Here is an 8,626-nt window from a genome sequence, read left to right on the forward strand (position 1 = left end):
GATTATCCGTGGCCTTGATGACCGGGGTCCTGACCGGCCGGCCAGGTGTGTTTGCTAGCCGAAAATCCGGCAGCGAAACTCTCGCGCAAATGTGCCACAAGGCATTGCACCGCCTTGGGCACTTGCTGCGACCAGGGCCTGAGGGCGTAAATGCGCTCGCCGAAAAATCCCTGCACCTGCCACTCGGGCAGCACCTGCACAAGCGGCGACGGCGATGGCACCGCGCTGCCACCCGCAGGTGCGCTGAAATCCGGCAGCAGGCCGATGCCCAGGCCCGCCACCAGCGCTTCGCGCAGCACTTCGCTGTTGTTGGCCTTCAGTGTGCCCGTGATGTTCACGCCAACTTGCTCGCGGGATTTGCGCTTGCCGCTGCGCACGAAGGTCCAGCTGGCGGTGTTGTGGTTGCCCAGGTAAAGCAGGCAATCGTGCGCGGCCAGGTCTGACGGCTGCGCAGGCACGCCGCGGCGCGCCAGGTAGTCGGGGCTGGCCAGCAGGATGGAGCGCGTTTCGCACAACACCCAGGCCACATGGGTGTCGGGCGGCGCATTCGTGTGTCGTATCGCCAGGTCGAAGCCTTCATTGGCAAGGTTGACAAAGCGGTCGGTGAGTTCCAGTTCGATATGGATCTCGGGATAGCGCTTGAGGAAGGCCGCAACGCAGGGCGCCAGGTGCTGACGCCCGAGCGCGACAGGTGCTGTCACGCGGATCAGCCCGCGCGGGGTTTCCACCAGGTCCTTCACGGCGGAATAGCTCTCGCTGATGCGGTTAAACGCCGGCTGCATGTCGTTCACCAATTGCTGGCCAGCCTCCGTCAGGCCTACGGAGCGCGTGGTGCGTCGCACCAGCGTCACGCCGGCGGCGCGCTCCAGCTCACTGATGCGCATGCTGGCCGAGGCCTTGGACATCCCGAGGCGGCGCGCCGCTTCGGTAAAGCTGCGTGTAGCCGCCAGGATGGTCAGCAGGTGAAGATCGGCGACAAGGGGCGATAGCTGGTCGGAAGACATGGAGGTCGAGAGGTCTATTGTTCAAAAATATGAACAATGTAATCACAAAACGGGGCATTATCAATTCGGCTGCGCAGCCCTAGACTGCGGTGAACCCCCAACGGCCAGTCCGGTGCCGCCACCTTTCAAGGATTGCAAAATGTCTTTATCCCCTGCTGCCTCCGCTTCACAAGCCACCATCGGCCACTACCTGAATGGCCGTGTGGCCGCGCCGTCTTCCGGGCGTAGCCAGGAAGTCTTCAACCCTGCAACGGGCGCGGTGTCGGGTTATGTCGCGCTTGCCAGCGGAAYGGAGGTCGATGCGGCCGTGGCGTCAGCCCAGGCCGCCTTTCCCGCCTGGGCCGACACGCCGCCACTGCGCCGCGCGCGCGTGCTGTTCAAGTTCCTGGAACTGCTCAACCTGAACAAGGACAAGCTGGCCCACATGATCACCGCCGAGCACGGCAAGGTGTTCACCGACGCCCAAGGCGAGGTCTCGCGCGGCATCGACATTGTTGAATTCGCCTGCGGCATTCCGCAGCTGCTCAAGGGCGACTTCACCGACCAGGTTTCCACCGGCATCGACAACTGGACGCTGCGCCAGCCGCTGGGTGTGGTGGCCGGCATCACGCCCTTCAATTTCCCGGTGATGGTGCCGATGTGGATGTTCCCGGTGGCGATTGCCGCCGGCAACTGCTTTGTGCTCAAGCCCAGTCCCATCGACCCCAGCCCCAGCCTTTTCATGGCCGACCTGCTCAAGCAAGCCGGCTTGCCCGACGGCGTCTTCAACGTGGTGCAGGGCGATAAAGAGGCGGTCGACGCCCTGCTGGTGCACCCGGACGTGAAGGCCGTGTCCTTTGTTGGCTCCACACCGATCGCGAACTACATCTACGAAACCGGCGCACGCCACGGCAAGCGCGTGCAGGCACTGGGCGGCGCGAAGAACCACATGGTGGTCATGCCCGACGCCGACCTGGAGCAGGCGGTGGACGCATTGATCGGCGCGGGCTACGGCTCGGCCGGCGAACGCTGCATGGCGATCTCTGTGGCTGTGCTGGTGGGCAATGTGGCCGAAAAACTCATTCCCATGCTGGAAGCGCGCGCCAAAACACTGGTGATCAAAAACGGTGTGGAGCTTGACGCTGAAATGGGCCCCATCGTCACATCGGCCGCGCACCAGCGCATTACCGGCTACATCGAGACGGGCGTGAAAGAAGGCGCCAAGCTGCTGGTGGACGGCCGCACCTTCACGGGCGCCAAGGCCGGCCCGGGCTGCGGCAAGGGCTTCTGGATGGGTGGCACGCTGTTTGACCATGTCACGCCCGACATGCGCATCTATAAAGAAGAGATTTTTGGCCCGGTGCTGGGCTGCGTGCACGTGAAGGACTTCGCCGAAGCGGTGAACCTGATCAATGCCCATGAATTCGGCAACGGCGTGAGCTGCTTCACCCGGGACGGCCACGTGGCCCGCGAATTCAGCCGCCGCATCCAGGTCGGCATGGTCGGCATCAACGTGCCGATCCCGGTGCCCATGGCCTGGCATGGCTTTGGTGGCTGGAAAAAAAGCCTCTTCGGCGACATGCACGCCTATGGCGAAGAGGGCGTACGTTTCTATACCAAACAAAAGTCCATCATGCAGCGCTGGCCAGAGAGCATCGGCAAGGGCGCCGAATTCGTGATGCCGACAGCCAAATAGAAATAGCACGCCAGCCATCAAGGCAAACCGGCCCCAACCGCCATGTATTGGCAGGCGGGGCTTTTTTTATTGCGTGGCTTGACTCGGGTCAAAAACTGTAGACTGCCCTGACAAAAAATTGCAGAAATCTCATGTAAGCTTCATGACAGGTACAAAAGCGGATACGCAGATAAAGACACCGAGACAGATCGCGCGCAAGCCCGCCTGCGGGCTGACGTCAATCAAACCAACACCAACGTACTGAGGAGAGACCCATGCTCATTGGGGTACCCGCCGAAATCACGGCCGGAGAAACACGCGTCGCCATCACGCCCGAAACGGCCAAAAAGCTCAAGGCACAAGGGCATACCGTCCGTGTGCAGTCCGGCGCCGGGGTGGCTGCCAGCGTTCCCGATGAGGCCTACACGGCGGTCGGCGCAGAGATCACCGACGCGGCGGGCGCTTATGGCGCTGATATCGTGCTCAAGGTCCGCTGCCCGCTGGACAGTGAAATGGGCCTGGCCAAAGCCGGCGGTGTGCTGGTCGGCATGCTCAATCCTTTTGATGCCACCGGGCTGCAGCGCCTGGCTGCGGCCAAGCTGACGTCCTTCGCGCTGGAGGCCGCGCCGCGCACCAGCCGCGCGCAAAGCATGGACGTGCTGTCTTCGCAAGCCAACATCGCCGGCTACAAGGCCGTGATGATGGCCGCTGCCGAATACCAGCGCTTCTTCCCCATGCTCATGACGGCGGCCGGCACGGTCAAGGCCGCCCGCGTGGTGATCCTGGGCGTCGGCGTAGCCGGCCTGCAGGCCATCGCCACCGCCAAGCGCCTTGGCGCCGTCATTGAAGCCAGCGACGTGCGCCCGAGCGTCAAAGAGCAGGTCGAATCGTTGGGCGGTAAATTCATCGATGTGCCCTACGAGACTGACGAAGAACGCGAAGCCGCGGTCGGTGTGGGCGGCTATGCCAAGCCCATGCCGCCGAGCTGGCTCGAGCGGCAAAAGGCCGAAGTCGCCAAGCGCGTGGCGCAAGCCGACGTGGTCATCACCACAGCCTTGATCCCGGGCCGCCCGGCGCCGGTGCTGGTCACCGAAGACATGGTCAAGGCCATGAAGCCCGGCAGCGTGATCGTCGACCTGGCCGCACCTCAAGGCGGCAACTGCCCGCTGACCGAACCCGGCAAGACCGTGGTCAAGCACGGCGTGACGCTGATCGGCCAGACCAACGTACCGGCCCTTGTCGCGGCGGATGCCAGCGCGCTCTATGCCCGCAACCTGCTCGACTTCCTCAAGCTCATCATCACCAAGGAAGGCACGCTCAATGTCGACCTGGAAGACGACATCGTCGCAGCCTGCCTGATGACGCAGGGCGGCGAGGTCAAGAAGAAGTAACCCGTTCGGGACTCATCGGATCAATTGGATTTAATCGGACAAGCCGGGCTCACGCCCGCGTAGTCCCTCACGGAGAAGACCATGGATGCAGTGTCACCCACCATCATCAACCTGATTATTTTTGTGCTGGCCATCTACGTGGGTTACCACGTGGTGTGGACCGTCACGCCGGCGTTGCACACACCGCTGATGGCGGTGACCAATGCGATTTCGGCCATCGTGATCGTGGGCGCGATGCTCGCGGCCGCACTGACCGAAACACCACTGGGCAAAACCATGGGCGTGCTGGCCGTGGCGCTGGCGGCCGTCAACATCTTCGGCGGCTTTCTGGTGACGCGCCGGATGCTGGAGATGTTCCGCAAGAAAGAAAAAAAAGTCGCCGCGCCCGCTGAAGGAGCCGCCAAATGAGCATGAATCTCGTCACGCTGCTGTACCTGGTAGCCTCCGTTTGCTTCATTCAGGCGCTCAAGGGCCTGTCACACCCTACCAGCTCAATCCGCGGCAACCTGTTCGGCATGGCCGGCATGGCGATTGCCGCGCTGACCACGGCGGCGCTGATTGTCGAGATCTCGGGCGGCAAGGCCCTCGGCATGGGTTACGTTCTGTTGGGCCTGGTGGTCGGCGGAGGCTATGGCGCCTGGCGCGCCAAGACGGTCGAAATGACCAAGATGCCCGAGCTGGTGGCGTTCTTTCAYAGCATGATCGGTTTGGCTGCGGTCTTTATCGCTGTGGCCGCCGTTGCCGAGCCATACGCTTTTGGCATCGCCGCCAAAGGCAACCCCATCCCCACCGGCAACCGGCTGGAGCTGTTTCTCGGCGCCGCCATTGGCGCCATCACCTTCAGCGGCTCGGTGATCGCCTTCGGCAAACTGTCGGGCACTTACAAGTTCCGCCTGTTCCAGGGCGCACCTGTGCAGTTTGCCGGCCAGCACAAGCTGAACCTGGTGCTGGGCCTGGTGACCATCGGCCTGGGGCTGGTGTTCATGTTCACGGGCAGCTGGCCCGCCTTCTTCGCGATGCTGGCAATGAGCTTCGTCATGGGCGTGCTGATCATCATTCCGATCGGCGGCGCCGACATGCCGGTGGTGGTGTCCATGCTCAACAGCTACTCGGGCTGGGCCGCGGCCGGTATCGGCTTTTCGCTCAACAACTCCATGCTGATCATTGCCGGCTCGCTGGTCGGCTCGTCGGGCGCCATCCTCTCGTACATCATGTGCAAGGCGATGAACCGCTCCTTCTTCAACGTGATCCTGGGCGGCTTCGGCGGTGAGGCCGGCACCGCCGCCGCAGGCGCCAAAGAGCAGCGCCCCGTCAAGTCGGGCTCTGCCGACGACGCTGCCTTCATCCTGGGCAATGCGGAGACCGTGATCATCGTGCCGGGCTACGGCCTGGCCGTGGCGCGCGCCCAGCACTCGGTCAAAGAGCTGGCGCAAAAGCTCATCGACAAGGGCGTCAACGTCAAATACGCGATCCACCCGGTGGCCGGCCGCATGCCCGGCCACATGAACGTGTTGCTGGCCGAGGCCGAAGTGCCCTACGACCAGGTGCATGAAATGGAAGACATCAACGCCGAGTTCGGCCAGGCCGATGTCGCCATCATCCTGGGCGCCAACGACGTGGTGAACCCCGCCGCGCACGTCAAGGGCAGCGCGATCTACGGCATGCCGATTCTGGAGGCCTACAAGGCCAAGACGGTCATCGTCAACAAGCGCTCCATGGCGGCTGGCTACGCGGGCCTGGACAACGAACTCTTCTACATGGACAAGACCATGATGGTGTTCGGGGACGCCAAAAAGGTGATCGAAGACATGGGCAAGGCCATCGAGTAATCGCTGGCCGCCGGGTTTTCCCGCGGCGGCGAGCCGCGGGCGCACCCCGATTTAGAGAGGCTTCCCTCCTGATTTCCCGGGTTTCCTAGGGAAAACGCAATAGCCACGAAGAGGGCACGCCATGAGAATCCATGGCAGTAAGCAATACGTAATGGAGAAGACAAACATGAATGCAGCGACCCTTGACCGCCCATGGCTCAAAGCCTATCCGCCGGGCGTTCCTACCGATATCGACGCGTCCCAGTACCCGTCGCTGGTCGCATTGATGGAGGAAAGCTTCAAGAAACACGGCAGCCGCGTCGCCTACAGCTTCATGGGCAAGGACGTGACCTTCGGCCAGACCGACAGCCTGTCGCTCGCCTTCGGCGCCTACCTGCAGAGCTTGGGCCTGGCTAAGGGCGACCGCGTTGCCATCATGATGCCCAACGTACCGCAGTACCCGGTGGCGGTGGCCGCCATCCTGCGCGCCGGCTATGTGGTGGTCAATGTGAACCCGTTGTACACGCCGCGCGAACTGGAGCATCAGCTCAAGGATTCGGGCGCCAAGGCGATCGTCATCATCGAAAACTTCGCCAACACGCTCGAGCAATGCATTGCCGCCACGCCCGTCAAGCACGTGGTGTTGTGCGCCATGGGTGACCAGCTAGGCATGCTCAAGGGCGCGCTCGTCAACTACGTGGTGCGCAACGTCAAGAAGATGGTGCCGGCCTTCAACCTGCCCGGCGCCGTGCGTTTTAACGACGCTGTGGCGCAGGGCACGCGCCTGACGCTCAAGCGGCMCGACATCAAACCAGACGACGTGGCCGTGCTGCAATACACCGGCGGCACCACAGGTGTCTCCAAGGGCGCCGTTCTGCTGCACCGCAACGTGATCGCCAATGTGCTGCAGTCCGAAGCCTGGAACAGCCCGGCCATGGCGGCCCTGCCGGCCGGCGAGCAGCTCACGTATGTCTGCGCGCTACCGCTGTACCACATCTTCGCGTTCACCGTGAACATGATGCTGGGCATGCGCACCGGCAGCAAAAACATCCTGATCCCCAATCCGCGTGACCTGACGGCCGTGCTTAAAGAGCTCTCCAGGCACAAGATCAACAGCTTCCCCGCGGTCAATACCCTGTTCAATGGCCTGGCGAATCACCCGGACTTCAACACCGTGGACTGGTCGCACCTGAAGATTTCTCTGGGTGGCGGCATGGCTGTGCAAGGCGCGGTGGCCAAGCTGTGGCTCGAGAAAACCGGCTGCCCGGTCTGCGAAGGTTACGGCCTTTCCGAGACATCACCCTCGGCCAGCTGCAACCCGACCAACAGCAAGGCCTTCACCGGCACCATCGGTGTGCCGATTCCCGGCACTTACTTCAAGCTGCTCGATGACGACGGCAATGAAGTCCCGCAAGGCCAGCCCGGCGAAATCGCCATCAAGGGTCCGCAGGTCATGGCCGGCTACTGGCAGYGCCCCGACGAGACCGCCAAGGTCATGACGCCCGACGGATACTTCAAATCAGGCGACATCGGCGTGGTCGATGAAAACGGCTTCTTCAAGATCGTCGACCGCAAGAAAGACATGATCCTTGTGAGCGGCTTCAATGTCTATCCGAACGAAATTGAGGATGTAGTGGCCAAGCTCGACGGCGTGATGGAATGTGCCTGCGTAGGCGTTGCCGATGAAAAGTCCGGCGAAGCCGTGAAGCTGGTGATCGTGAAAAAGAATCCCGAGCTCACGGAAGCACAGGTGCGGGAATACTGCAAAACCAATCTCACAGGCTACAAACAACCGAAAGTGGTGGAGTTCCGTACCGATCTGCCCAAGACGCCGGTTGGCAAGATCCTGCGCCGCGAACTGCGCGACAAGAAATAAACGGCAAGTTTCAGAGCTCGCCGCGCATGCGCGGCAGGTTTTCTAGAGGGCAGCGCAAGCTGCCCTTTTTTCTGCGCCCCCGGTGTTGAAAGCGCGGGCAAAATCAGGGCATGACTTCCGTTGACATCTTCCCCCGTGCACCCACCGCCATCCTCAGCGCCCKTGCTGAAGAGCAGTCCGGCCTGATTGACCTGCTGGAAAACGCGCGGCAGGTGAAGCACGCTGGCCGCGAGTTCTGGCTTGGTGCCCTGCACGGGCACCCGGTCGTGCTGGTGCTCGCGCGTATCGGAAAAGTGGCGGCAACCACCACGGCGGTGGCGCTGATCGAGCACTTCAAGGTCGGCCGCATTGTATTCACCGGTGTGGCCGGTGGGCTGGGCGAAAGTGTGAATGTGGGCGATGTGGTGGTGGCCGACAGTTTTGTGCAGCATGACATGGACGCCTCACCGCTGTTTCCCCGCTATGAGGTTCCGCTGTATGGCAAGACGGTTTTTGAAAGCAACGCGGCTTTGACGGCGTTATTGCACGCGGCGGCGCTGGCTGCCGGTACTGTGCCGGCGTATCCGTCTGCGCGTGTCCACCGCGGGCTGATGATCAGCGGCGACCGCTTTGTCTGCGGTGCGCAGGAAGCCGCCGGTATCCGTGCGGCACTGATTGCAGCAGGCCACACGCCGCTGGCGGTCGAGATGGAGGGTGCGGCCGTGGCGCAGGTCTGCCATGACTACGGCGTGGCGTTTGCGTCGGTGAGAACGATTTCCGACCGCGCCGACGACACCGCGCACGTGGACTTTCCGGCATTTGTGGCGGAAGTGGCCAGCGTCTACGCGCGTGCCATTGTTGAGAAGTTGCTGCCGGCGATTCCCGTTTAAAGTGTTTGCTATCTATTTGATAGC

General features: G+C 62.4%; 7 protein-coding genes. 6 read left to right on the forward strand and 1 reads right to left on the reverse strand.

What is annotated here, in order from left to right; genetic code table 11:
* Positions 1–2 precede the first annotated feature (2 nt).
* Positions 3–1,004: a LysR family transcriptional regulator gene (locus AC1D1X_RS00210; RefSeq protein WP_457281504.1), complete on the reverse strand. Its 1,002-nt coding sequence runs from the start codon at positions 1,002–1,004 to the stop codon at positions 3–5.
* A gap of 139 nt (positions 1,005–1,143) precedes the next feature.
* Here AC1D1X_RS00210 and AC1D1X_RS00215 point away from each other — a divergent pair, with 139 nt between their 5' ends.
* The 6 genes from AC1D1X_RS00215 to AC1D1X_RS00240 all read left to right on the forward strand — a co-directional run bounded on the left by AC1D1X_RS00215 (position 1,144) and on the right by AC1D1X_RS00240 (position 8,602).
* Complete coding sequence (locus AC1D1X_RS00215; RefSeq protein WP_477697654.1) at positions 1,144–2,679, forward strand: CoA-acylating methylmalonate-semialdehyde dehydrogenase; 1,536 nt, start codon at positions 1,144–1,146, stop codon at positions 2,677–2,679.
* A 254-nt stretch (positions 2,680–2,933) separates the two neighbouring features.
* Entirely contained in the window at positions 2,934–4,049 is a 1,116-nt protein-coding gene (locus AC1D1X_RS00220) for a Re/Si-specific NAD(P)(+) transhydrogenase subunit alpha (protein WP_477668784.1), read from the forward strand.
* Positions 4,050–4,130: 81 nt separating this feature from the next.
* Entirely contained in the window at positions 4,131–4,457 is a 327-nt protein-coding gene (locus AC1D1X_RS00225) for an NAD(P) transhydrogenase subunit alpha part 2 (RefSeq protein WP_011485418.1), read from the forward strand.
* Positions 4,454–5,878, forward strand: coding sequence for an NAD(P)(+) transhydrogenase (Re/Si-specific) subunit beta (locus AC1D1X_RS00230; protein ID WP_477668783.1), 1,425 nt, complete (start codon positions 4,454–4,456; stop codon positions 5,876–5,878). The genes AC1D1X_RS00225 and AC1D1X_RS00230 overlap by 4 nt, the downstream gene beginning before the upstream one ends.
* Before the next feature lie 166 nt (positions 5,879–6,044).
* Entirely contained in the window at positions 6,045–7,733 is a 1,689-nt protein-coding gene (locus AC1D1X_RS00235; protein ID WP_477697655.1) for a long-chain-fatty-acid--CoA ligase, read from the forward strand.
* Between the two features lie 110 nt (positions 7,734–7,843).
* The gene (locus AC1D1X_RS00240; protein WP_477697656.1) at positions 7,844–8,602 is read left to right on the forward strand and encodes a 5'-methylthioadenosine/adenosylhomocysteine nucleosidase; all 759 of its coding nucleotides are present in this window, start codon (positions 7,844–7,846) and stop codon (positions 8,600–8,602) included.
* Positions 8,603–8,626 lie beyond the last annotated feature (24 nt).

This window comes from Polaromonas sp. P1_G4, assembly GCF_056405475.1.